The sequence below is a fragment of the Larkinella knui genome (assembly GCF_003858645.1).
In the GTDB taxonomy this organism is placed as follows: domain Bacteria; phylum Bacteroidota; class Bacteroidia; order Cytophagales; family Spirosomataceae; genus Larkinella; species Larkinella knui.
In genome coordinates, this window is sequence record NZ_RQJP01000005.1 from 774940 (window position 1) to 798767 (window position 23828).

17 protein-coding genes are annotated in these 23828 nt (G+C 53.3%); 9 read left to right on the forward strand and 8 right to left on the reverse strand.

Going from position 1 to position 23828, the window contains the following annotated elements; translation table 11 throughout:
• The first annotated feature begins 110 nt into the window (after positions 1 to 110).
• From EHT87_RS25525 to egtD, 5 genes are all read left to right on the forward strand, one after another.
• Positions 111 to 617, forward strand: coding sequence for a GNAT family N-acetyltransferase (locus EHT87_RS25525; RefSeq protein WP_124909534.1), 507 nt, complete (start codon positions 111 to 113; stop codon positions 615 to 617).
• A gap of 181 nt (positions 618 to 798) precedes the next feature.
• Positions 799 to 3363: an FdhF/YdeP family oxidoreductase gene (locus EHT87_RS25530; RefSeq protein ID WP_124909536.1), complete on the forward strand. Its 2565-nt coding sequence runs from the start codon at positions 799 to 801 to the stop codon at positions 3361 to 3363.
• 250 nt (positions 3364 to 3613) lie between these two features.
• Complete coding sequence (locus EHT87_RS25535) at positions 3614 to 5011, forward strand: mercuric reductase (protein ID WP_124909538.1); 1398 nt, start codon at positions 3614 to 3616, stop codon at positions 5009 to 5011.
• 5 nt (positions 5012 to 5016) lie between these two features.
• Positions 5017 to 6219 carry an ergothioneine biosynthesis protein EgtB gene (gene egtB / locus EHT87_RS25540; RefSeq protein ID WP_124909540.1) on the forward strand — a complete coding sequence of 401 codons (1203 nt, stop codon included), beginning with the start codon at positions 5017 to 5019 and terminating at the stop codon, positions 6217 to 6219.
• Positions 6220 to 6245: 26 nt separating this feature from the next.
• A complete protein-coding gene (gene egtD / locus EHT87_RS25545) occupies positions 6246 to 7244 on the forward strand; it encodes an L-histidine N(alpha)-methyltransferase (protein WP_229321346.1) in 999 nt (332 codons plus the stop codon).
• 16 nt (positions 7245 to 7260) lie between these two features.
• On the opposite strand, the gene EHT87_RS25550 is transcribed toward egtD, so the two are convergent.
• A complete protein-coding gene (locus EHT87_RS25550) occupies positions 7261 to 7683 on the reverse strand; it encodes an EamA family transporter (protein ID WP_124909544.1) in 423 nt (140 codons plus the stop codon).
• A gap of 321 nt (positions 7684 to 8004) precedes the next feature.
• Here EHT87_RS25550 and EHT87_RS25555 point away from each other — a divergent pair, with 321 nt between their 5' ends.
• The 3 genes from EHT87_RS25555 to EHT87_RS25565 all read left to right on the forward strand — a co-directional run bounded on the left by EHT87_RS25555 (position 8005) and on the right by EHT87_RS25565 (position 12082).
• Positions 8005 to 8367: a hypothetical protein gene (locus tag EHT87_RS25555; RefSeq protein ID WP_124909546.1), complete on the forward strand. Its 363-nt coding sequence runs from the start codon at positions 8005 to 8007 to the stop codon at positions 8365 to 8367.
• 183 nt (positions 8368 to 8550) lie between these two features.
• On the forward strand, positions 8551 to 9459 hold the full coding sequence (locus EHT87_RS25560) for an LEA/WHy family protein (RefSeq protein WP_124909548.1): 909 nt from the start codon (positions 8551 to 8553) through the stop codon (positions 9457 to 9459).
• 88 nt (positions 9460 to 9547) lie between these two features.
• Positions 9548 to 12082, forward strand: a complete 2535-nt coding sequence (locus EHT87_RS25565) for a YfhO family protein (protein WP_124909550.1) — start codon at positions 9548 to 9550, stop codon at positions 12080 to 12082.
• Between the two features lie 47 nt (positions 12083 to 12129).
• On the opposite strand, the gene EHT87_RS25570 is transcribed toward EHT87_RS25565, so the two are convergent.
• The 7 genes from EHT87_RS25570 to EHT87_RS25600 form a co-directional block, all read right to left on the reverse strand.
• A complete protein-coding gene (locus EHT87_RS25570; protein ID WP_185716346.1) occupies positions 12130 to 13377 on the reverse strand; it encodes a cytochrome P450 in 1248 nt (415 codons plus the stop codon).
• Positions 13374 to 13649: an acyl carrier protein gene (locus EHT87_RS25575; RefSeq protein ID WP_124909554.1), complete on the reverse strand. Its 276-nt coding sequence runs from the start codon at positions 13647 to 13649 to the stop codon at positions 13374 to 13376. The genes EHT87_RS25570 and EHT87_RS25575 overlap by 4 nt, the downstream gene beginning before the upstream one ends.
• Before the next feature lie 8 nt (positions 13650 to 13657).
• Positions 13658 to 15409 (reverse strand): fatty acyl-AMP ligase, encoded by a 1752-nt coding sequence (locus tag EHT87_RS25580; RefSeq protein WP_124909556.1) that lies wholly within the window; start codon positions 15407 to 15409, stop codon positions 13658 to 13660.
• A gap of 104 nt (positions 15410 to 15513) precedes the next feature.
• On the reverse strand, positions 15514 to 17340 hold the full coding sequence (locus tag EHT87_RS25585; RefSeq protein ID WP_124909558.1) for an ABC transporter ATP-binding protein: 1827 nt from the start codon (positions 17338 to 17340) through the stop codon (positions 15514 to 15516).
• Positions 17341 to 17793: 453 nt separating this feature from the next.
• The gene (locus EHT87_RS25590) at positions 17794 to 20262 is read right to left on the reverse strand and encodes a TonB-dependent receptor (protein ID WP_124909560.1); all 2469 of its coding nucleotides are present in this window, start codon (positions 20260 to 20262) and stop codon (positions 17794 to 17796) included.
• Positions 20263 to 20368: 106 nt separating this feature from the next.
• A complete protein-coding gene (locus EHT87_RS25595) occupies positions 20369 to 20737 on the reverse strand; it encodes a DUF8478 family putative metalloprotein (RefSeq protein WP_124909562.1) in 369 nt (122 codons plus the stop codon).
• A 163-nt stretch (positions 20738 to 20900) separates the two neighbouring features.
• Positions 20901 to 22307: a BamA/TamA family outer membrane protein gene (locus tag EHT87_RS25600; RefSeq protein ID WP_124909564.1), complete on the reverse strand. Its 1407-nt coding sequence runs from the start codon at positions 22305 to 22307 to the stop codon at positions 20901 to 20903.
• Positions 22308 to 22471: 164 nt separating this feature from the next.
• Here EHT87_RS25600 and EHT87_RS25605 point away from each other — a divergent pair, with 164 nt between their 5' ends.
• A complete protein-coding gene (locus EHT87_RS25605) occupies positions 22472 to 23824 on the forward strand; it encodes an MFS transporter (protein WP_124909566.1) in 1353 nt (450 codons plus the stop codon).
• Positions 23825 to 23828: the final 4 nt, after the last annotated feature.

The following is a 23828-nucleotide window of genomic DNA, read 5'->3' on the forward strand; positions in this document are numbered from 1 at the left end:
ACTTGACATAAAGGCCATAAAACCGTAGTATTGGTTACAGCCAGAAACACACCAGGCGCTCGCATTTTTGTCGGCCAGCCCTGTCCGTGCAATCGATACCGACTAAATTCATGACGTATACATTTCGTAACGACCAACCCGATACCTTCTTGAACATCCTCCGCGAAGTGGGACAATGGCTTGTCGATCAGGGCCATATGATGTGGAAAGTAGATACCCTTACGGCTGATAACCTGTTCAATGCGTATACCCGCGACACGAGTTACGTGATGTATGTCGACCGGGGTGACGGAGAGAACGTGCCGGCTGCCACATTCACCCTGCAATGGAAAGACCCGCTTTACTTTGCGGATGTTCCCGATCACACGGCGGGCTTTATTCACAAACTCGCCATTCGAAGGGCGTTTGCGGGTCAAAATCTGTTTCAGCCCCTGCTTGATTTCTGTCAGTTCGAATGTCTTCGGCGGGGTATTCGTGAAATCCAGCTGGAGACGGACGCTACCCGGCCGTCGCTCCTGCGGTTTTACGAACGGTACGGATTCCAGCCCACCTATCAGAAAAATATTGCTGAGTTTGGGCAAACCTTTACCTGCCAGTATTACGTGCTGCGGTTTTAAGCCGGTTTTGGGCGTGCGCTACTAAAAAAGATGCCGGGTTGACCAGCCTCTGTTCCCATTATTTTGTTACAGCTATATCGATTAAGTTTACCCGGCAGAACTGCCCGTCGGCGGATCGCTTCGGCGGTTTTCAACGACTGCGTCTCTGCCCTTTTCTTCGGCCTGATGGTCGCTTTTTAGCATGGAAAAGTCCCCGAACAATGAGCCTAAACCCAGTAACCCGGCTGAACAGGCTACTCATACTACACCCAAAAGCGGTGAACGTCCCGATCAGGGAACCGAAATGACGAACGACCACTACGACCCTGAGGGCAAACCGGATGCCGACAAACGCGCTTTTCCGGCTCCCGATACGGCAAATGCCAAGTATGAAAACCCGGTTTTGGCCCAACCGCCCGACGCCTTTACCGGACTCAAACTTGGCGCTCCGGCAACGGTAGCGGCCGGGGTGCAGGCCGTACTGAAATCCATGGCGTTTTCGTGGGGCGAAGCGGGCGTCGGTCGGGGTACGCACGCGTTGCTGAAGCTCAACCAGAAAGACGGTTTTGATTGTTCGTCCTGCGCCTGGCCCGATCCGGACGACCACCGGTCGGTGGCGGAATTCTGCGAAAACGGGGCGAAAGCAACGGCGTCCGATGCCGACTCCCGGCGGGCTGATCCGTCGTTTTTCGCTGCGCATAGTTTGGTCGACCTGTCGCACATGACCGACCGTGATCTGAACAACGCCGGCCGGTTGACGCACCCGATGGTGCTGCGTCCGGGAGCGACCCACTATACGCCGATTGCCTGGCCGGACGCTTTTCAGTTGGTCGCCGATGAACTCAACGCGCTGAAATCCCCCAACGAAGCCATTTTTTACACATCGGGTAAAGTGCCCAATGAACCGGCTTTTCTGTATCAGCTTTTTGTCCGGCAGTTGGGCACCAATAACCTGCCCGACTGTTCGAATATGTGCCACGAAAGCAGCGGTTCGGCCCTCAGCCCCACTCTGGGCTTAGGGAAGGGGTCGGTGACGCTAAATGATATTCACGAAGCGGAAGTCATCCTGATTATGGGGCAGAATCCGGGCACCAACCACCCGCGGATGCTCACGGCGTTGCAAATTGCCAAGCGCAACGGTGCCAAAATCATTGCCGTCAATCCGTTGCACGAAGCGGGCCTGAGTCACTTCAAAAATCCGCAGGATTTCATGAACCCGATCAAAGCGGTGGGAACCCTGCTTGGCCGCGGCACGCCCATTGCCGACCTCCATCTCCAGGTTCGAATCAACGGCGATATGGCGGTGCTCCGTGGCATTATGAAGCATTTGCTCCGCGCGGAGGAACTGAATCCCGGTCAGGTTATCGACCACGAATTCATCAAGACCTACACCGCCGACTACGATCAATTCCTGGCTACCCTCCGCGCGACCAGTTGGGAAGCGATCGAGCAGATGAGCGGCCTGTCGCGCGAACAACTGCTGGAAGCGGCCAATCTGATTGCGCCCAAACAGAAGATCATCACGTGCTGGGCGATGGGACTTACGCAGCAGAAAAATGGCGTGATGAGCATTCAGGAGATTGTAAACCTGCACCTGATGAAAGGAGCCATTGGCAAGCCGGGTGCCGGCACGTGCCCGGTGCGCGGCCACTCGAATGTGCAGGGCGACCGGACGATGGGCATTTGGGAACGGCCCCACAAGGAGTTTTTGGATGCGCTGGCGCAGGAATACGGTTTTGAGCCGCCCCGCGAGCATGGCTATGATACCGTGGAAGCGATTAAAGCCATGTATGAGGGCAAAACCGGTGTATTTATGAGTTTGGGCGGTAATTTTCTGTCGGCTTCGCCCGATACGGAACTGGTGGCTCAGGGGCTTCGTAAACAGCGTCTTACAGTATTTGTCAGTACCAAACTCAACCGGGGGCACCTCGTTACCGGCCAGACATCGCTGATCTTGCCGTGTCTGACGCACGTCGACATCGACTGGCAACGGTCGGGGCACCAGTTTACTTCCTGCGAAAACTCGATGGGCGTGGTCAGTCAGAATAAGGGCGTATTAAAACCGCTGGAAGGAGAAATGCTGAGCGAAGTAGCCATCATTTCGGGCCTTGCGCTGTCGACACTGGGCGACCGCACGAAGGTTGACTGGGTAGGATACACAGAAAACTACGACCGGATTCGGGATGCCATTGCCCGGGTGATTCCGGGTTTCGATAAATTCAACGAAAAGATTCGCCAGCCGGGTGGTTTTTACCTGCCCAATGGCCCGCGTGAACGGAATTTTACCACAGAAAACGGCAAAGCTAATTTTACCGCAACGGAGCTGGTACAACACGCCATCGAACCCGATCAACTGGTGCTGATGTCCATCCGCAGCCATGATCAGTTCAACACGACCATCTACGATTACAACGACCGCTACCGGGGTGTTTATGGCGAACGCAGGGTTATCTTCATGAATCCGCAGGATATGCAGGACCGCGGTATCCGGGAGCGGCAACTCGTAACCATCACCAGCCATTTTGAGGGGCAGCAACGGAGGTTGGAGCGGTTTGTCGCGATTCCCTACACCATTCCGAAGGGAAACACGGCGGCTTATTACCCGGAAGTCAATCCGTTGGTTCCCCTCACCAGCGTCGCCGACATCAGCAACACGCCAACCTCGAAATTCGTGGTGGTGACGGTCGACCCGCTGGCCGAACTGCTACCGGAAGGAAGTACCCAGGCGGTTGCCCTGACGGAGAAAAAGGAAGCGGTGCAACTGTAGTCGAGCGGGAAGGCAGGAATGAAATTGGCAGAAATACCGCCCTGCGCCCGCCCCGGCAGGCCGAGTTACTTCTTTGCCACACCGTCGATAAGTTAGCTGTTTTTTTAGAAACAACCGGTTTCAACAAAAGGTAAAACAATCGGCTATATCCGGCTTGTTATGTATTCACGGTATTTGTCCTCCCGGGAACGGGACGTAAAAAACCGGTCTACTCCAAACGGGTCTTTTTCCAGGCCACTTAACTTTTTGTATGGATTCAACTACGTCTGAGCATTTCGACGCCATCCTGATTGGTGTAGGACAAGCCGGTAATCCGTTGGCTTCAGCCTTAGCCGGAAAAGGGTGGAAAACCGCCGTTATTGAACGAAAATTTGTGGGCGGCACTTGTGTCAACGTGGGCTGCACACCGACCAAAACCTTGATTGCTTCCGCCCAGGTGGCCTACCTGGCCCGCCGTTCGTCGGAGTTTGGTATCGAAACCGGCGCGGTACGGGTTGACCTCAAAAAGGTGATGGAACGCAAAAATAAGATGGTCGAAACCTCGCGGGAGAACATTGAAGACAACCTCGCGCAGACGGAAAATCTGACTCTTATTTTTGGCGAAGCCCGTTTCATCGGCACCAGGCAGGTAGAAGTTTCGCTGCCTGACGGCCAAAAACGGACTTTGACGGCAAATTCCATTTTTATCAATTCGGGAAGTAGGCCTCGCCAGCCGGATCTGGCGGGGCTGGACCGGGTTCCGTGGCTGACCTCGACGTCGATCATGGAATTGGAGGATGTTCCGGCGCACCTGATGATTCTCGGTGGCGGTTACATCAGTCTGGAATTCGGCCAGATGTTCCGGCGTTTCGGCAGCAACGTCACGATCATCGAGCAGGGCGATCAGCTTCTGAGTCGGGAAGACAGCGATGTGGCGGACGAAATGACCAAAATTTTGACCGATGAAGGCATTGAAGTTTACGTAAATACAGAGGTGCACCAGGTGAGTCAGGCCCGCGACGGAACGATTGAATTACAACTGTCGACCGGTTTGAAAGCAACCCGGCTAACCGGAACTCATTTGCTGGTGGCCGTTGGTCGGGTGCCCAATACCGAAGCCCTCAATCTGACCGCGACCGGGGTGGAAACCGATGAAAAAGGACACATTACAGTCAATGATCGTCTGGAAACCAGCCAACCCGGTATTTATGCGCTCGGCGATTGCAAGGGCGGACCGGAGTTTACGCATATTTCGTACGATGATTACCGGATTGTCAGGCAGAATCTGCTGGAAAATGGTCAGGCAAGCCTGGCTGGCCGGCTGGTTCCTTATACCGTTTTTACCGACCCGCAACTGGGCCGCATCGGGTTGAGCGAACAGGAAGCCCGGCGGCAGGGAAAAAACATTAAGATAGCCACATTGCCCATGACTTCGGTGGCCCGCGCCCAGCAGATGGGCCAGACCCGGGGGCTGATGAAAGTGGTAATCGATGCACAAACCGACCAGCTTCTCGGCGCGGCCATTTTAGGCGCAGAAGGTGGTGAAATCATGACCGTTGTGCAGATAGCCATGATGGGCCAACTACCGTTTCAGCGGATTCGGGACGCCATTTTCGCCCACCCGACGCTGGCGGAATCGCTCAATAATTTATTGACCAAGATTACCTGAAAACAATGATACAACACACGGTTTTAGCCGTAACCGATACACTTCCAGATGCTTATCAACGGGTGAGAAGCTGGACGGGGCAGATTTGCGCTTCGCTGGAAACCGAGGATTATGTCGTGCAGCCCGCAGCCGATATCAGCCCGCCCAAGTGGCATTTAGGACATACCACCTGGTTTTGGGAAACCTTCGTGCTGGTACCCCACCAGCCCCAATACCGCATTTTTCACGACGACTTTAGTTTTGTCTTTAACAGCTATTATGAATCGGTAGGCCGGCGGGTGTTGCGTACGCAGCGCGGCAACCTGAGCCGCCCCACGGTGGCTGAGGTATACCGGTATCGGGCTTACGTCGACGAAGCGATGACCCGGTTTCTAAGCACGCAGGAACTGACACCGGAACTCCGAAACTTGATCGAATTGGGTCTCAATCATGAACAGCAGCATCAGGAATTGTTGATTACGGACATAAAATACATGTTGGGGCACAATCCTCTGTTTCCTGAAATCGAAATGCCGGTGAACGAACACCGGATGGATCAGCCTACTTTACCGGTGAAGCTACCGGAAGGCGTCTATACGATTGGTCATCAAACCGAATCCGGCGGTTTCTGTTTCGACAATGAACTGGGGGCCCACAAGGTGTATCTGAACGGAGCCACTCTCAGCGGACAGCTGGTAACGAATGCGGACTACCTGGAATTTATTGACGCCGGTGGTTACCAACAGTTTCAGCACTGGTTATCGGATGGCTGGGCCTGGGTTAAAGCCAATCAGATCGAAGCTCCGCTGTATTGGCATCGGCTAGACGGACAGTGGCACGCCTATACCTTTGCCGGTCTTCAACCGGTCGATCCCGATTTGCCGGTTTGCCACGTCAGTTATTACGAGGCTGATGCCTACGCCCGCTGGCGTGGTCTGCGGTTGCCCACCGAAGCCGAATGGGAAGCCGCAGCCGTCGACGCGGGCGGTCATCACCTGGCGTGGGGGCTGCGTTGGGAATGGACGGGTTCGGCGTATCTGCCCTACCCCGGTTTTACCACCGCCGAGGGAGCCGTGGGGGAATACAATGGTAAATTTATGAGCGGTCAGATGGTTTTGCGGGGTGCTTCCGTGGCCACGCCCGAAGGACACAGCCGACCGACTTACCGGAATTTTTTTCAACCCGACAAACGATGGCAATATACCGGAATCCGGTTGGCAGTCAGCTGACTACCGAACCGAATCGACCCGATCAAATGGAGAAATCAAACGCGGTTTCGGCTCACTTTCCGGAAATCCTGAGTGAACTGGCTACTGAAGTTAAGCATGGTCTGGCAAAAACGCCCAAACGGCTATCATCGCGTTTCTTTTACGACGATGAAGGCAGTCGCCTGTTTGAAGAAATCATGCATTTGCCCGAATATTATCTGACGCGCTCGGAATATGAAATTCTGGAAACCCATAAAGACGAGTTACTCCGGGTGTTTTCGGCCGGTGACCGGCCTTTTGAGTTGATTGAATTAGGAGCTGGCGACGGACTGAAGACGAAAGTATTGTTGGGTCATTTCTGGTCAGAAAAGGCAAATTTTACGTACGCACCGGTGGATATTTCCCGGGCCGCCGTGGATAAACTGGCCGACGATATTCGGAAAAAATGGCCCCAGATGGAGATTCAACCCCAGCACGACGATTATTTCAATGCCATTGAACGGCTGTCGAACCGCTCGCCAACCCGGCAGGACCGCCCTCGGCTGGTGGTGCTTTTTCTGGGGTCGAACATCGGTAATTTTTCCCCGGCCGAAGCGGCCGACTTTTTTGGGAAGATCAGCCAGTCGCTGCAACCGGGGGATCTGGTGCTGACGGGCTTCGATTTGCAGAAACATCCGGCCGTCATTCATGCGGCCTATAACGACCGCCAGGGACTGACAAAAGCCTTCAATCTGAACTTGCTCCGGCGCATCAATCGCGAGCTGGAGGCCAATTTTGACCTGTCGGCTTTCGACCACTACGAGACGTATAACCCCGAAACCGGTGAAGCTCGAAGCTACATCGTTAGTCAGAAAGAGCAGACGGTTTTGATCGGCAACCTGAACCAGCGGGTGCATTTTGACTACGGCGAAATCATTCACACCGAGATTTCCCGCAAATTTACGAGAGCCGGTATCGAGCAGTTGGCCCAGCAAGCCGGATTTAAACTCAGCCACTGGCTGACCGATTGCAAACACTATTTCGCCGATGTGATTTTCAGGAAATAAACGGGTGGTGTTTGCTTCATTCCCGCGCCAGGGCAATCAGAACCGCTCCGATGGCCATCAGAAGTGCCCCGGCAATGACCTGCACGTTTATTTTTTCCTTTAGAAAAATAACGGCCAGAATAATGGTGAATACGAGCGAAACCTTGTCCAGCGGTGACGTCCGGGCGGCATCTCCTAATTTTAACGCCCGGAATGAAAGCAGCGACGATATGCAGGTGATAATACCGGCCAGAACCAGATAAATCCATACCCGGCGGTCGATGCGGCTAACCTCCGGGAGATTACCCTGGCCAATCACGACACCCCAGGAAACCAGCAGGATACAAACCGACTGAATGGCAAAGGCCAAACTGGAGTCCACCTGTTTAATCCCCGCTTTGGAGAGAGTGACCACCACCGCGGATGACAGGGCGGCCAGCAATGAAAAGAGAACCCACATTAGATTGAATGAGAAAAGTACAGGTTAATAAGCGCCAAAGCGGTTAAAATGATTTAAAAACCGATTGAAAGGATTCCGATCATTCTAAAGCGTGTTGCCTCTGCAGGAAAACCGGTCGGTTTCACCCCGGATTGAGACGATTGACCTCCGAAGGAAAGGCGTTACATTCCTGGCTATGATATACTTAAAATACAACCAGACAGCTGGATACTGGATCATTTGGCCCTGAACTGAAATTTTTCGTGTTATTTTTGAATCGATTGGCAAACAAATCCGGAACTGAGCGGTTTTATAATATAGATAAAATATAGAACTTCACGTATGAAAATCGCGGTAGAGAAAGGACAGGACAAAGCCGTATTGGCCGACGGTCAGCACACGGTTACCATTACTGACATTGAGGAAGGCGTGAGTGAGTACAAGGGCATTCCTTTTTTTGCGGTCCGCTTCGAGAATGAAGAGGGCTACGTATCGCACCGATTTTATCAATCTTCGGCGGGCATGCCGGCCATTATCCGTTTGTTCGAAATGGTGGGCGTGAAAGCTCAGGAAGGAAAAGAACTCGATACTAAACAACTCACTGGCAAGGAGTTGACGATTGAAGTGGGCGAGCGGTCTTACACCGATCCGGAAAACCACAACGAGCGAACCCTGAAACAGGCCGTTAATTTTCTGGCGAGCTGAGGATACGAACACCCGGTTTTGAGTCCTGAGCCCTGGCAACTGTCAGGGCTTTTTTTTTGATTTTTCTATCCAAACCGGGTACTCCGGACAACTAAGGGGCGTTTCCGGATACCCTAAAATAGTGACTTGTAGTTGAACACTCCCACACCGGGAGCGTTTAGTACCCAACTGTTACTCAACGTTATGAAAAAAGGATGGCTTATTGCGCTTGGCCTGCTGTTGCTGGGTTTTGCTGGCGCGTTTATCTGGTACCAGCGTCAGCAGAAACGGGCGGCTGATGAACCCCACGGTACGGCATTGACCCCGCGGCTGGAACTGGCTTCGTTTCTGATTACCGACATCGACGACGACCACGTTACCATGAATATGAAGTTGTTGATCGACAATCCCTTGCCGGTCGGTTTTAAAGCAAAACGAGTTGATTACGAGCTCTATATCGACACGGCGATGGTGATGAAAGACAGCTATCGCAAAACCGTCGAACTGGAAGCCGGTGACAGCACGATGGTGACGCTGCCCGCTAAACTGTTGTACAAACGGCTGAACTACGTCCTGAAGCAACTGGATAAGCAAAATGTCGATAGCACGGTTTACTCCATTCGGTCGACGTTTGATCTGGATGTGCCGGTTTTGGGGCAACGGACGTTTTCGATAAAAACCGACAGGAAGCTGCCGACCCTTTACCTGCCAACCGTCAAGATTACCGACATTGATTTTGGCAAAATCGGTTTGAAGCGGACCGAACTGGCCGTGAAAGTAGACATCGGAAACCGCAACAAAATACCGTTTAACTTTAAAGATACGCACTACACCGTCAGCATCGACGACGATGTAGTGGCCGAAGGGGACCAGCCGGAACCCATTCTGATTAAAGAGCAATCGGTTACTCCGGTGGTTTTTCCGGTAACACTCAAGCCCGGAAAATTCGATAATGTGGCCTTAAAAGCTCTGTTCGACAAGAAACACACCAAGTATCTGATAGAATTCCGGAGCAAGATGATCAGCAAAGACGGCAACAGCGCGCTGGATGATAGCCAGATCGTCAACCGGATCAAAGGCACACTCGCTGACCTCAAAGATCTGAAAAAGTGACGGGCGTAGTTTTCGCCGTGTTAGAAAAAAGCGTTTCTTTACTCGTTATTTCAATAGCTGCCCTGAGCTTCGCATCCATAACGATTGTATGAATTTCAAACGCTTTCTTCCTCATTTAATAGCCGTCATTGGGTTTGCGGTATTGGCCGTCCTGTATTGCTCGCCCGTTCTGAAGGGCAAACGATTGAACCAACACGATATAATCCAGTCGGTTGCGGCTGGCCGCGAGGTGGTCGACTACCACAAGCAAACCGGCGAATGGGCCTGGTGGACCAACAGCATGTTCGGCGGAATGCCCGCCTATATGATTTCCGGTGACTACCCAACCAGCCTGACCCACAAACTGGGGCAATACATCAACTTACTACTTCCCGACCCGGCCAATTACATCTGGCTGATGATGGTCGGTGCTTTTGTGCTGATGCTGGCGTTGGGCGCTAACGTCTGGCTGTCGGCCGTGGGTGCCATTGCCTATAGTTTTGCGTCTTATGACTTGTTGAGTCTCGAAGCGGGTCACGTTTCAAAAATACTGGCCCTGGCCTATGCTCCGGCTATTCTGGGGGGCGTCATCATGGCGTTGCGGGGGCGTTACCTTGCCGGAGCCGCCCTAACGGCTTTATTTCTGGGTCTTGAACTGTATGCCAACCACGTTCAGATTACCTATTATCTGGCCTTCGGTATCGTGATTTACGTGCTGATCGAGAGCGTCGTAGCCATCCGGGAAGGCCGTGTTCGTCAGCTTCTGCTGGCGTTATCGTCACTGGCCGTAGCCGCCCTGCTGGCCGTCGGAACGCACACCACCCGTCTCTGGAATGCCGCTGATTATGTGACGGTTACGACCCGTGGAAAATCCGAATTAACCATAACGCCGAAATCCGAAACCGGTGCTCCGGCGGCAACGGCCCCCAATCCGGCGGGCGGTTTGGATAAAGACTATGCGTTTCAATACAGCTACGGGATTGGTGAAACCTTCACGTTACTCATCCCAAATTATGCCGGTGGACCCACCGTAAGTTCGCTCACGACGGATTCGGAAACGTACAAAAAGATGACCGGTATTGGTGTCGATCCGGCGATGGCTCAACAGTTTGTGCAGCAATTGCCCCTCTATCACGGCAATCTGTATAGCCAGAGCGGTCCGGCTTATGCGGGTGCCATCGTTATTTTCCTGTTCGTGCTTGGTCTGCTCATCGTTCCCGGACGTCTGAAATGGTGGGCGCTCGGTATCGCCTTTCTGTACATTGCCTGGGCGTGGGGCAAAAACTTCCCGGCCGTCAATTACCTGTTTTTCGATTATTTTCCCGGTTTCAACAAGTTTCGGGCCGTTACGATGACACTCACACTGGCGCAACTGCCGCTGGTGATGCTCGGAATTTTGGCCCTCAAACAGATCAGTGACCAGAAATGGACGGCAACCCAGCTGAACCGGCCTCTACTGATCAGTCTGGGTGCGACGGCCGGTTTGTGCTTGCTGATGGCGCTTGTGCCAACCGTATTTCAAAGTTTCCGGGGCGGTAACGATGAGATGTTTTTGGGCCAGCTGGAACAGGGGCTGCAAAATAAAAACCTCGCTGAGCAGGTCCTTTCAGCGATGGTCGATGACCGCATCAGCATGTTCCGGTCGGATGCATTCCGGTCGGCTATCCTGATTTTTCTGGTGGGTGGATTGATCTGGCTATTCGTTCGGAACCGCATCAAACCGGTTATTTTCTACCCGGTTTTGCTGGCGCTGGTAATTTTTGACCTCTTCAATGTCGATAAGCGGTATTTCAATAACGATGACTTTGTGAGCAAACAGGCGATTCAGGAAACCATTACGCCGACAGCCGCCGACGAACAGATTCTGGCCGACAAAGCGCTCGATTTCCGCGTGCTCGATTTGACCACCAGCTTCATGAGCGACGCCAAGGCATCCTATTTTCACAAGTCGCTAGGGGGCTATCACGCGGCTAAAATGCGCCGGTATCAGGAGTTGGCAGAGTTTCAGTTGTATCGGAATCTGCGGCAAACACCCGGTTCGCCGAATTACAACAACGTGATCAACATGCTGAATACAAGGTATTTCCTCGTGCAACCGCAGTCGGCGAACCCCCAGCAGGCGCCGGGTCCGCCGGTGGCCCAACCGAATCCGGGTGCGTTGGGAAATGCTTGGTTTGTGAACAACTACCGGCTGGTTCCGAATGCCAACGCCGAAATGCAAGCCCTTGATAGTCTGAATACGGCGCAAACCGCCGTTGTCGATCAGCGGTTTGCCGAACAACTGAACGGGTTGAACATCCAGCCGGATTCAGCGGCCAACACCATTCGGCTGACCAGTTACAAACCCAATGAACTGACCTACGAAAGCAACGCCAGAAGCGAACAACTGGCGGTTTTCTCCGAAATCTATTACAACGTTCGCAATGAGTGGAAAGCGACCATCGACGGCAAGGAAGTGCCGCATCTTCGCGCCGATTACGTGCTGCGGGCGATGCGCGTTCCGGCGGGAAAACACACCATTGTCTTTACATTCGATCCGGTTTCCATCCGCGTTGGAAAAGTGGTCGATCTGATCTGTTCACTACTGATCGTCGCGTTTATCGGGACGGCGGTTTTTATCGAAAACCGGAAGAAAACCGTTTAAAATACGCAATCACGTACCAATACGTTGCGCCAAAAAAACGGTTTGGATCACACCCGAACCGTCGGCAGTGTTCCAAATCCCCGCAGGAGCAGATTCTTGCGCTGAACCGCGTTCGGAAGGTCGGCCCGCAGGGTGGGAAACTGATCGAGCAGGAGTTGAAACGCCATCATGCCCTGCATCCGGGCCAGACTGGCACCCAGGCAAAAATGAGACCCGTAGCCAAACGCCAGGTGCTTGTTTTTCAGGCGGGTAATATCCAACTGGTCCGGCGAATCGAACTGTCGTTCGTCGCGGTCGGCCGAGCCTAAACAGACGTAAATCTGCTCCCCGGCGCGAATTAACTGGCCCGACACTTCCGCATCTTCCAGCGCCATGCGCGAGGTAATCTGAACGGGACTGTCATACCGCAGCATTTCCTCGACGGCCGGTTTCAGAAGCTCCGGTTGTTGCCGGAGCCGTTCGTATTGCTCCGGAAAAGCCGTCAAAGCCGCAAAACCGTTGCCGATCAGGTTGCGCGTGGTTTCTTCGCCCGCTACGAACAGATTGGCAATCAGCGAAATCAAATCCGCGCGGTCGATGGACTCGCCGTCTACCGTCCGTTGCGCCATCAATTTCCCGATCATCGTATCGGCCGGTTTTTGCTCGTGGGCCGTAATGCAATCGTCCACGAAGGCCAGAAAAGCGGCTGCGGCCTGGTTGATTTCCACCATTTCGTTCCGCGACAACATCGGTTCAAAAACCGTTGCCAGTCGTTCTCCCCAGTATTTCAGCTCTTCCAGGTGCGTTTCGGGAAATCCCATCAGCCGCGAAATGACCATGACGGGCAGCGGTTTGGCAAAGTCGTCGATGAGGTCGATGGCAGCTTTTTGGGCCATTTGACCGGCGAGTTCCGCCAAAACCGTCCGGACGCAGTCGGCAAAGTTCAGCGTGGGCCAGATCTTCATCACCATTTCCCGCGTGCGGCCGTGCATCGGGCGTCGCAGGTACAGCAGCCAGTTGTACGATGCCTGATAGGTTGCGTATAAATCCACAACGGTATCGTTGATTTCCAGCGTTTTATAGCGGAAATAAGACGGCATGTCGATGACGTCAAACCGCTTGTCCATCAACACCGTACAGACATCGGCGTAGCGGCTGACAACCCAGTCGCCGGTTTTGAGCTGATGCACCGGGTCCAGTTCGCGCAGGGCCTGATACATCGGGTACGGATTGAGCCGGTTGGCGGGCGAAAAGGGGGCCCAGAGTGTCGAAAGACCTTTGCCCATGAGGGTGCCTTGGGTGGCGGGTGCATTCATCGGGATGGGGTTTGGGAGGGTAGATACGCATCGACTAACCAGTCGGAAAGGCTGGCAATGTCGGGCATTTCCCAAAAAATCGACGGGTCGATGGCCGTGCCAAGCCATTCTTCCAGATCGACGGCCAGCGTTACGACAAAAACGGAATCGAGTCGCAGCGAAGCAAAAGGTTGGTGGACGTCAATTCGCTCCGGAGAAATTTTAAGTTCAGTGGCAATGCGTTGAGTAAGCCAGCTCTGAATGGCCGTTGCAGTGATTGGGTTGAGGGGCATTTTCTGTTTTATGGTTGTTTCTCGTTCATGTGCAAAGAATCCCAGCGGTAGTGTTCGGCCAGACTGTTTTCGAGAAAAGCCCGCTGACAGGCCGATCGCTGAACCTTGCCGCTGGTGGTTTTGAATACTCCGTTGGGACGCAGCAACACCACCGCAACCGGTGCCAGGGCGTGGCGAAGGCTGATTTCCCGCAGAATCGCGTAGGCAATATCCTGAACGGGCGCGGTTGGCAAAGCAACCCGTTTCAGTTCGTGAATAACCACCAGTTGTTCTCCTGCTTCCGTGTAGACAGAAAAAGCCGCTCCGGCGTTGCGTGCCAGGGCTTCATGGCTTTGTTCAACGGTCAGTTCAATGTCCTGCGGATAGTGGTTGGCTCCCCGGATGATGATCAGATCCTTCAGCCGACCCGTTACAAAAAGGCCTTTGTCTTCGCGAAAAAAACCGGCATCGCCCGTTCGCAGGAAAGGTCCTTCGCCCGTGTTGGTGTATCCCGAAAACCATTCGGCGGTCAGGTTCGGCTGGTTCCAGTAGCCTTTTGTAACGCTGGGTCCCCGGGTCCAGATTTCGCCAATTTCGCCTTCCGGGCACTCCTGACCGGTTTCCGGATCAACAATCCGAAGAACACTGTCGGTCATGGGCCAGCCGGAACTGACCAGCTCGCGGGTGCCCGGCGTTCCGGCAGGCCGGTTGATTAGCTGGCCGCCGGTGAGTGCTTCGGCATCGACCGTAACCAGACCGGGCTGGCGATCGACCCGGCACATGGTTACGGCCAGCGTCGATTCGGCCAGGCCAAAGCAGGTAAACAAACTTTTCGGGCTAAAACCGCTGACTTCAAAGGCTTCCGCAAACCGGTGCATCGTGGACGCCCGAATGGGTTCGGCTGCGTTGTAAATGTGTTTGACCCGGCTTAAATCCAGTCCGGCTCGTTCGTCGGGCGTCGACCGGTCGACGCAAAAATCAAAGATAAAATTGGGGGCTCCACCGTAGGTGCCGCCATACTTGCTAAAGGCTCTCAACCAGCGCAGGGGCCGTTGAACGACGTGTACCGGATTGAGTAATACCGCTTTGAAACCGCAGTATAGGGGCTGGATAATACCGTCGATCAGGCCCATATCGTGGAACGAAGGCAGCCAGCAAACCGAAACACTGGAGGAGTCGTTTTGAAACGCGTGTCTGATAAAGGCCGAGTTTGCCAGAATGTTGGCGTGCGTCACCATAACGCCCTTGGGCTGGCTGGTGGAGCCGGAGGTGTATTGTAAAAGAGCCAGATCGTCGGGACGGGGCAGCGGAAAATCGCGGGGTTCCGCCGTGGGAATGGTGTCGGTGACAAGCCAGGTTAGCGATTGAAACCACGCGTCATGGCTGAAGGTTTTCTGGAGTAATTCGAAAGTTTTGGCCGTGGTAAGTCCGGTTTTTAGGCCCGCATCCTGAATCAGGTAGTCAATTTTATGCGCTCCCCGGTTTTTGCCGGGAACGGCAATTGGAACGGCCACGGTACCGCTGTATAAACAGCCCAGGAAAGCTTCAATAAATTCGAGTCCCTGCGGGTAGACCAGCAACAAAAGTTCGGGGTCGGATGCGGGTTTCGGAACAGGAGCAAGGCGGTTCGCGATGGAACTGGCGCGGGCATGCAATTGCTGGTAGGTCAATACATTTTCGTTGTCTTCGCCGTCTGTTAAATAAACGAATGCGGTGTCGTCGGGGGTCTGCGTGGCACGAAAACGAACGGCTTCAACGATGGTATTGAACGTACCAATCATATTCAGAAGGGTCGGGTAAAGTTTCTGTTTGTAATTGGATTACATAATAATAAACTTTACCCGACAATCCCAATGATATTTATTTAAGGTACGATAATTCCGGATTAAACCACGGCGGGTATGACCGCCGGATCAATTTCGGGTTCGTTCACTTTCTGTGCTTTCTGGTGGTGCCACATTTCCTGGAAAACCGGGCTGTTCTGCCGTAATTCAACAAACGTTCCTTCATCGATCACCTTGCCGTCGCGCAGGATGTAAATGTGGTCGAACATCGTCAGCAGATGAAGCCGGTGCATAGTTGAAATAACCGCCTTGTCCTGAAAACCGGCGAGCATGCCGTGGTAAATTTCAAACTCGGTTTTCGAATCGATGCTGCTGGTGGGCTCGTCGAGCAAAATGATGTCACTGCTTTGGGCGGCTAAAACGCCCCGGGCCAGGGCCAGCCGCTGTTTCTGCCCGCCCGACAGATTGACACCTTTTTCCTGAATGTTGGTTTCCAGACCCTGCGGCAGCTGACTGACCACATCCGTAAACCGCGCCATGGCGCAGGCTTTCAGAACGTCCGCTTCGTCGAAAGGCAAACCCAGCGTAATGTTGTAGGCAATAGTGTTCTCGAAAATTTCGGGTTCCTGGGGCATCAGCGTCACCGAATCGGCAATCAGGCTCAAATCGGTATAGCGTTGTCCGTCAACCCACAGGTCTAAACCGGCCTCGGGCGTATAAAGGCCCCGTAGCAGCGTCAGCAAGGTGCTTTTCCCACTGCCGCTTTCGCCAATGAGCGCGATGCGTTGTCCGCGACTGATTCGAATGCTCAGGTCGTGCAGGCCCGATTTGGCGAACCTTTCCGGTTTTTTCGGATCGGCAAAGTCATTCGCGTGTTTAAAATTGAGGTGATCGATCGCAATGGTTTGCCAGTTTTCGGGCAGCGTTTCGCTGGCTTCCGGGCGATGTTGCTGCGCATAGGCCTGGCCAATACTGCGGGCGGTTTGCACGTCGGTGTTGTGCTGAACAATATCGGTATATTGAAACGCTACGTCAGTAAACACGCTGTTAAACTGGTTGATATAGCCCAGTAAGGTCACCAGACCGCCAATCAGAAACACCTGGCCCGGTACGTAATGCTGGTAGACATACCCCACCGTGATGACGCCGTAAATCAGGGTGATCATCATGGTGGCCACAAACCACTTCCATTCGTTGATGCGCACATGACGCCGGAACGGAGGCAGAATAGCCAGGATTTTACCCAGCAAACTGGTTTCCATCTGTTTTTCGAGCCGCAGCGTAATCACGGTAATGATGTTGGAAAGGCTGTCGAAAAGCGTCGAAGAAACCTCGTGTTCGCGTTCGTTGGATTCGTCGATGGCTTTGATAAACGGCTTGTCGAATCTCAGAATAATCCAGATCGTCAGGGCACCCATCAAAATCCCGATTGTGCCGAAAACCGGCGAGAAATAGAGCATCGCACCAAACGAAAACAAACATTTTGAAATCGTATGGAGGTAGACAAAACCGCTCTGAAAGAAATTCTTCAGCGCATCGTTGGCCTTCCGAATCCGGTTGATGGTGGAACCGCTGTGGTGATCCTTGTGCCAGCTAACGGGTAAATTGAGCGTCTGGTGGTATAGTTCCATCAGGAAGTTACGGCTGAGCGAAAAAGCCAGTTCGCGCTCCATGACGCGCGCGGGGCCGTGAAAGCACCATTCGCCCAGTTTGAGTCCCAGATAACCGGTCGCGTACCAGAATACGATGGTCGGAACTGTCGCATCTTTTTGCTGAATGGCCCCGATAAACCAGCCAAACAGGAGCGGATGCAGGGCGGCAATGACGTTGGCCAGAATAAACAGGACATAAACCAAGACGAACCGTCGTTTTTCGTGACGGGCATAATGCCAGGCTGTGCGGAGCAAAGCCAGGTAGGGATTTTGCATGGAAGGCAATTGTTATACTTGAATGAAGGTGCTTATTAACGTGTATACGGTGGTTCCCGGCTGGTGGACTTATCGTTGGCAATCGCTATCGGCACGGATTGGCAACTGGACGAAGCAGACGGACTTTGAAGGACAATTCGGTACGGTCGGCAGTCAGGTTTTGTTTCCCAGGGTTATCCAGAAGAATGGGGTTTTTCGGTGGTTTTCATACGTTTGGAGTCACTGGGGAAATTGCTCCAATTTATGTGCCAAAAATACGTATTTCAATTTTTCCGCAACCGGATTTTCTTCGATTATTTACAAAAAATACTTCAGCCTTAACCGGCGCTCGTATGGGGCCGGCTTCCGAAAACAACGGGTTTCAATGTCTACCTGCGATCAGGAACCGAAAAATAAAAAGTGGTCAGGTCGCCCGGTAGGGGCTGGTCAGCACGCCAGCCCCTACCGAACGATTTAAAACGGAATAATGACCTTCATACTTCCGTTGCGGCCCATGTTGAAGATGCCAAAATGACCGGTTGGTGAGGCCGTGTAATACTCGAAGTACTTCAGACGGTTCAGGTTCGACTGGTAAGCGGTATCAAACAGATTATCGAGCTGGAAAAACAGCTGAAACAGGGGCTTCTCCCGCCGGTTGTTGATCGTGGCTCCGCACCCGATGTTGACCAGTGCATAGCCGGGAGTTGGGGTTTCGGTGTTGTCGACGCCATAAAATTTGTTCTGCGCCCCGTAATAATCCAGTTCAAGCCGGGCGTATATCCCCGTTACTGTACCCACGCCTTCGTTGAATGAAGCCCGGATTTCGGAACGCCCGTGCAGGGGTGGAATAAAGGGCAGGTAGCGCGCGGCATCACCCATCTGGGCAATCAGTTTATCGTTCCGGTTGAGGCCGCGGATAAACGCCAGGCTGTTGTTGAAAGCCAGCCATTTGAGGGTCCGGGGGTGTAAATTCACCGTAAACTCGGCACCGTAGAGCTGCGCCTTGGATTGTTGGTATTTGTAGGTGAAGTTTCCCGGTACAATCACCACCGGTTTGCCCGCGTCATCGTACAGACGAGCCTGGTAAATATAATTGTCGATGGTGTTATTGAACAGTTCGACGCTGATATCCAGATCGTTGAGGTAACCAATGAAGCCAATGTCGGTTTGCAGACTGAATTCCGGTTTGAATTCCCGGTTTCCCAGGTAAACGATGTGCGCACCCGGATCGAGCCCGTTCGAACCAATTTCGGTGATGTTGGGCGCCCGGTAGCCCCGCGATAGGTTGGCTTTGAGCAGGAGCCGTTCGGAGAGGTTATAAGTGGCTCCCACGCTTCCCGACACACCGTTGAAGGACCGTTTGTAGGCCGGAAACTGCAGCGTTGCCGTGGCGTTCGTGGGCGTCCTCACGAGCTGATCGAACCGCGTAGCGGGGTTATGCTGTACGTACTGATCGGCCCAGTTCCACGACCGCGTATCGTAGCGAATGCCCCCGCTGACGTCCAGCTTGCCAATGGATTTTTTCAAGAACAGGAACGAGCCGATGTCGAGCAACCGGTAGTCGGGAATCGGATAATCGGTTCCGTCGAGGTTTTTGTTGGTCTGGTACATCCCATTCACACCCACCGTGGCTTCGAGGCCCTTCCAGTCCGGAAAATTGTACTTGATGTCGTAATTATACGTGTTTAGCTGCACATACAGACCCGGCTGTTTCGGTACGGTGGGGTGGTTATATTCCCGCCGAATGCTCTGTTGAAAGCCAACCATGGCGGTCAGATCGCTCTTCCCGAACACGAAGTGATTGCGGGTGAATAACCGGTAATGCTGAATCCGCTGATGGAGCGGATTGATGCGGTACGTCCGCAAATCATCTTCCGGAATGATGGGGCGGGTTTTCAGATTATCATCAGCATTTTCCAGCACCTGGCGCGTGAACCGGCGCGTCAGCGAATCCCGGCTACCATCCGGAATTTCCTGTAAATTATTGTACAGCGTGGCGTAGAGATACGACGAACCCCAGCTTTTTTCGGTTCCCGTCATGGCCGACAGGTTCAGTTCCTTGAACGCGGTGCCGTACACCCGGCCGTCGATCTTGTTCTTGTAGGCGGTTGCGGTTTTGTTGGACACGCGAAAGGCCCCTTTCCAGCCATTTTTGTTGTAGGCAAGTCCACCGGACAAACCAGTCATGCCGTTATTGGTGTGGTATTCGCTGATGATGTCGCCCTTCAGTTTGCCTTCCGGCCCTTTGGGAATGTAGGGAATAAAATTAATGACCCCCGCCACAGCATCCGAACCGTAGATCAGGCTGGCCGGTCCTTTCACCACTTCGGCCCGCTCAATCCCGTACTGGTCGATTTCAATCCCGTGTTCATCACCCCACTGCTGCCCTTCCTGCCGGACGCCATTGAATAACGTCAGCACCCGGTTATACCCGAGTCCCCGAATAAACGGTTTGGAAACGTTGGGGCCGGTGGTTACCGCGCTCAAGCCCGGAACGCCTTTGACGATGGCATCAACAATGTTGTTGTTGACGTTGATATCCATCTCTTTTTTACTCATAACGCTGATGGCAATCGGACTCTTGCGCAATTCCGTGGCGCGGGAAACCCCCGTAACGACCACCTCACTCAGGGTATTGTTGAGCGGTTGCAACTCCACATCGAGATCGAGCGACTGTCCGTCACGGAGCTCGACGGTCCGCGTACTGCGCTGATAACCAACGGATGATACCTGCAACTGGTAGCGGCCAACGGGCAGGTTTGTGAGGGTAAAACGGCCTGCGCTATCCGCCTGAATACCGTAACGGGATTTGGCCAGAACCACCGTCGCATACGCAACGGGTTTGGCGCCCGAATGGATAAAACCACCCACCGAACTGGTTTGAGCCTGGGCAAACGAAAACGTAGCCAGCAAAGCTGCCAGCAAAAAAGTATAGAGTTTCATAGAAGAAAGACTTGTGACTGGGCAAACACAGCGACGCAGCCCAGCGTAATCTGGCCTGTCGATGCACAGCGTTGTGCCCGAATACTAAAAAAGGAGACGGGAAGAGTTAGACGGCCCCGGTGGGCGGTCCGCGCAGGAAATGGACGAAGAAACGTTGCCCGCCCGCGGTTTCGATGTAGCTGTAGCTCAGCGTAGGAGCCAGCCAGACGGTGGGTAATGGACATACAACCTCCGGCGCAGGCGTGTCGAAGGGAGCGTTGCCGATGCAATCCAGCCAGGCAAGTTCGGCCCGGGTGTGCTGGTGATTTGGAAACGGGCATTTGGCCCAGAAACCGGCGTAGGGGTGCGCGTGGCTAATGATGCGACCGTCGGCCAGCCGGTGGGTATGGCGAAACACGATGTTGCTGAGGCAGATCAGGCCCCACAGCACTAGCAGAAAGCGGGCTGTTCGTCGTCGTTTCGTGATTGAACGCATCAGGTATCAAGGTTGCTTACGCAATAAGGTTGCAAACATAGCGCAATTTTAACGATTAAGCTACTGAATGCGGTTTGGATGTTACGGGTCGGTTGACAAGGGTCATCCAACCAGAGCGTATGGATCTATCCAATCATCCGGAGAGTAATATCGGTAGGAATTCTTATAAATCGATGGTGAAGTTGAAAAAAATCCCGGTCTGCCCCTGCCGGTTAATCGAGTAACTGACCCGTCCGACGATGTTATAAAAGGTAGCCACGTCCAGTGCGACTCCTCCGCCATACAGCCACGAGTTGGCCAGACGGCTGTTGTATTCCTGGGCGAGCGTGCTGTTGACATAACCCATATCGCCGAACAAGCTGAGGTATACCGCCACGGGCACGGTATTAAATTGCTTCATCGGTACCCAGCTGAGTTGTTTGCGGACGTTCAATAATTGGTACTTTAGCGTATTTCGTAATAAGCCATACCGCTGACCGTCAATAACATAGAGTTCATAGCCACGAACGAAATCCGTCAGGTAACCCAGACCACGGAGGTTACTGTACGGTTGTCGGTCGGGCCAGGAAAGCTTCCCTCGGCCACTGTTGCTGGCGTAGAACCGGGCACCAAGCGCCCAGTAGCGGGTGTAGCTGGCCGATACGTCAAAAAGCCGCACATTGTCGGAGGCAAACACCCCATATTGGTTGGCGGCCAGGTTGAAATAATGACCCCGCAGCGGGTAAGCAACGGCATCCCGGCGGTCGTGTGTAAATTGATAACTCAGCAGAAAATACCGCTGGTGGGTTTGGCCGTTCAGGAAATAATCGGGATTGAGCCGGGCAATGGTGTCGGCAATCGAATTGCGCACGTAGCGGAGTTCCAGCCGGTGGAAATTGTAGAACTGATTCCGGCGGGTCAGAATGACGTTGGTATAAAACCGGTCGCGCATCAGGTCTTCGCTCCGGAAATAAACCAGTTTGTCGAGCGCCGAGCGGTAGGCGACTTCCTTGTTGGTCTGGTAAGAGGCCCCCACGCTGATGCCGGTTTTCTGGGCCCTGTCAATATACGGCAGCGTGTATAAAACCTGCGTTCGTCGCGTGAAACCAAACTCGAAAATGGCGTTGATTTTGTCGGCATTGCCGGTCACGTTTTTGTAGCTCAACCGCGCTCCGTAAATCGTTCGCCGGAAGCTGCGGCCCCGCTCATACCACCACTCGTTGAAATTTCGGTCGGCCAGATCGAAAATCGGAATCACGAAAACGTACCAGCGCTCTTTCAGATTGACCTGGATGTCGATTTGATGCGGACCCACTTCTTTAGCCAGCACATCGACGGTTACAAACAGGTTGGTGTTGGTGATTTTTCGCTGATCCCAGGCCAGTTTTTCGGTCAATTGCTGCCGTTGAACGGTGTCACCGGCTTTTACTTCCAGTTCGCGCAGGATGATGCGGTCCCGCGTTCGGTGGTTTCCGCTGAGTACGACCGACCGGACTACCCAGTAATCGGGCTGCAGGGTATCGGCGACGGCGGGCCATTTTGCCGTTGAATCCGCAAAAGACAACGACCAGAAAAGCAAGGATAGTAGCATCAAATAAACGCTCTTGACGAAGGTATCTTCAAAAGTACCGTAATGAAAAAATAGGTAAAAACAATCTTAGAATCTTGCAACAAAATCATTATTATTGTCAGAATGGAGTCATTACAGGACTTGTATTGCTAACCTAACTAACGTTCTTCCACTTCGTTTTTGTCATGAAAGACAAACCCCAACTGCGTTTCTGGCAAATCTGGAACATGAGTTTTGGATTTCTGGGCATTCAATACGGCTTTGGGTTGCAACAGGCCAACATGAGCCCGATTTTTCGCTACCTCAACGCCGACGAATCCGCCATTCCCATTCTCTGGCTCGCTGGTCCCGTAACCGGCTTACTGGTGCAACCCATCATCGGTGCCCTGAGCGACAAGACATGGTCTAAACGCTGGGGCCGCCGAAAACCGTATTTTCTGGTAGGAGCCCTGGTCACCAGCTTCGCGTTGATCATGATGCCCAACTCGTCGGCGCTCTGGATGGCCGCCAGCCTGATGTGGCTGCTCGATGCCGGTCTAAACATCACGATGGAACCGTTTCGGGCCTTCATCGGTGACAAATTAAATATGCAGCAGCGAAATCTCGGTTTTGCCGTCCAGAGTTTCTTCGTCGGTTTTGGTCAGACGCTCGCCAATCTCATGCCGTTCATTTTACCGGTTTTTGGCATTGCAGTGGCGGCTTCCGGAACCAACCACATCCCGGATTTTGTCAAATACTCCTTTTACATCGGCGGTGTTGCCATTCTGGCGTCGGTTTTCTGGACCATGTACACGACTACCGAATATCCGCCCGAAAACATGGAGGAGTTTGAACGGTTGAAAAAAGAAAAACCGGGCGTTCTCCACGCCTTTGCCGACGTAATCGACGCCTTTCGCCATATGCCGGCCACGATGAAGCAACTCTGGTGGGTGAAGTTTTTTACGTGGTACGGTTTGCCGCTGATGTGGCAATACCTGTCGCTGGCCATCGCCCGCCATGCCTTCAATGCCCCCGATGCCACGACCAATCCCGTCGGATTTGCCAAAGGGCTGGAATGGAGTAACTTATGTTTTGCGCTGTTCAATGTGGGTTGTTTCGGAATCTCGTTCCTGCTGCCGCCGATTGCCGCCCGGCTGGGACGCCGGAGTACGCACGCGGTTTTTCTGACCATCGGCGGGCTGGGCTTCCTTTCCATGTTGTTTTCTCACGACAAATACGTTTTTCTGGCGGGTATGACGCTGGTCGGACTGGCCTGGGGTTCCATCATGTCGATGCCGTACGTTATGCTGTCCACCTCGGTTCCCAAAGAACGAATGGGCGTTTACATGGGCTTGTTCAACGGCTTTATCGTTGTTCCGCAGATTATCAATAACATGACGATCGGTTTTCTGTATGAAACCGTATTGAATAACGACCCCCGTAACGCGCTGGCGCTCTGCGGTGTGTGTCTGATTCTGGCGGCCGGGGCCTGTTTTCTGGTGAAAGAGTCGCCGAAGGCGGAAGAAGTCGCGTTTCCCATCGGTGCCGGAGGCCATTGATCCT

Excerpts from the sequence above, each read along its gene's own strand:
- EHT87_RS25525 (WP_124909534.1), top strand. The coding sequence starts at position 111 with ATGACGTATACATTTCGTAACGACCAACCCGATACCTTCTTGAACATC.
- EHT87_RS25530 (WP_124909536.1), top strand. The coding sequence starts at position 799 with ATGGAAAAGTCCCCGAACAATGAGCCTAAACCCAGTAACCCGGCTGAA.
- EHT87_RS25535 (WP_124909538.1), top strand. The coding sequence starts at position 3,614 with ATGGATTCAACTACGTCTGAGCATTTCGACGCCATCCTGATTGGTGTA.
- egtB (WP_124909540.1), top strand. The coding sequence starts at position 5,017 with ATGATACAACACACGGTTTTAGCCGTAACCGATACACTTCCAGATGCT.
- egtD (WP_229321346.1), top strand. The coding sequence starts at position 6,246 with ATGGAGAAATCAAACGCGGTTTCGGCTCACTTTCCGGAAATCCTGAGT.
- EHT87_RS25550 (WP_124909544.1), bottom strand. The coding sequence starts at position 7,683 with ATGTGGGTTCTCTTTTCATTGCTGGCCGCCCTGTCATCCGCGGTGGTG.
- EHT87_RS25555 (WP_124909546.1), top strand. The coding sequence starts at position 8,005 with ATGAAAATCGCGGTAGAGAAAGGACAGGACAAAGCCGTATTGGCCGAC.
- EHT87_RS25560 (WP_124909548.1), top strand. The coding sequence starts at position 8,551 with ATGAAAAAAGGATGGCTTATTGCGCTTGGCCTGCTGTTGCTGGGTTTT.
- EHT87_RS25565 (WP_124909550.1), top strand. The coding sequence starts at position 9,548 with ATGAATTTCAAACGCTTTCTTCCTCATTTAATAGCCGTCATTGGGTTT.
- EHT87_RS25570 (WP_185716346.1), bottom strand. The coding sequence starts at position 13,377 with ATGAATGCACCCGCCACCCAAGGCACCCTCATGGGCAAAGGTCTTTCG.
- EHT87_RS25575 (WP_124909554.1), bottom strand. The coding sequence starts at position 13,649 with ATGCCCCTCAACCCAATCACTGCAACGGCCATTCAGAGCTGGCTTACT.
- EHT87_RS25580 (WP_124909556.1), bottom strand. The coding sequence starts at position 15,409 with ATGATTGGTACGTTCAATACCATCGTTGAAGCCGTTCGTTTTCGTGCC.
- EHT87_RS25585 (WP_124909558.1), bottom strand. The coding sequence starts at position 17,340 with ATGCAAAATCCCTACCTGGCTTTGCTCCGCACAGCCTGGCATTATGCC.
- EHT87_RS25590 (WP_124909560.1), bottom strand. The coding sequence starts at position 20,262 with ATGAAACTCTATACTTTTTTGCTGGCAGCTTTGCTGGCTACGTTTTCG.
- EHT87_RS25595 (WP_124909562.1), bottom strand. The coding sequence starts at position 20,737 with ATGCGTTCAATCACGAAACGACGACGAACAGCCCGCTTTCTGCTAGTG.
- EHT87_RS25600 (WP_124909564.1), bottom strand. The coding sequence starts at position 22,307 with ATGCTACTATCCTTGCTTTTCTGGTCGTTGTCTTTTGCGGATTCAACG.
- EHT87_RS25605 (WP_124909566.1), top strand. The coding sequence starts at position 22,472 with ATGAAAGACAAACCCCAACTGCGTTTCTGGCAAATCTGGAACATGAGT.